This window comes from Polaromonas sp. P1_F8 (assembly GCF_056405635.1).
The window spans coordinates 1-420 of record NZ_JBFUBS010000023.1 but is presented as its reverse complement, the minus strand read 5'-3'; the positions used below and the strand labels follow the sequence as shown (position 1 = coordinate 420).

The window sequence follows — 420 nt, the reverse complement described above, 5'->3', positions numbered from 1 at the left end:
GTGCCGCCGTAGGTACCGGCTGCTGGCAAGGTTGCATTGAGGTAGGTGTAGGTCCACTTGCCTTCGACGCGGACAAGCTTGTTGGTAGCGGTCAACGTGGTGGCGGTACCGGCTCCGCCGCTTGCGCCCAGGTTGAATGCTGGGTGGGTAATGGCCGCATTGGTAAAGCCGGAAGTTGTGGCGCCCAGTGCAGCACCGGCCACGTTGATCTGGCTCCATGGGATCACTTCACCGGCGGTGCCGGTCGTCAGTGGGCCGGTGGTGTTTGAGTTGAGGCTGATGTTGCCGCCGTTGCCATAAACGCGCACTGTCACTGCACCTGCGGTGAGGTCGCCGCCGACACCGGCGATCACGCTGCTGTCGCCTACGTTGGCGCCTGGAACCGTGAAGGTGACGCTGTCGATCGTGCCGATCGTGCCG

The 420-nt window shown here is 63.6% G+C and carries 1 pseudogene; it reads right to left on the bottom strand.

Annotated features, from left to right (window positions below):
- Positions 1–420, bottom strand: a pseudogene (locus tag AC1D1J_RS22605) (hypothetical protein); the annotation flags it as partial.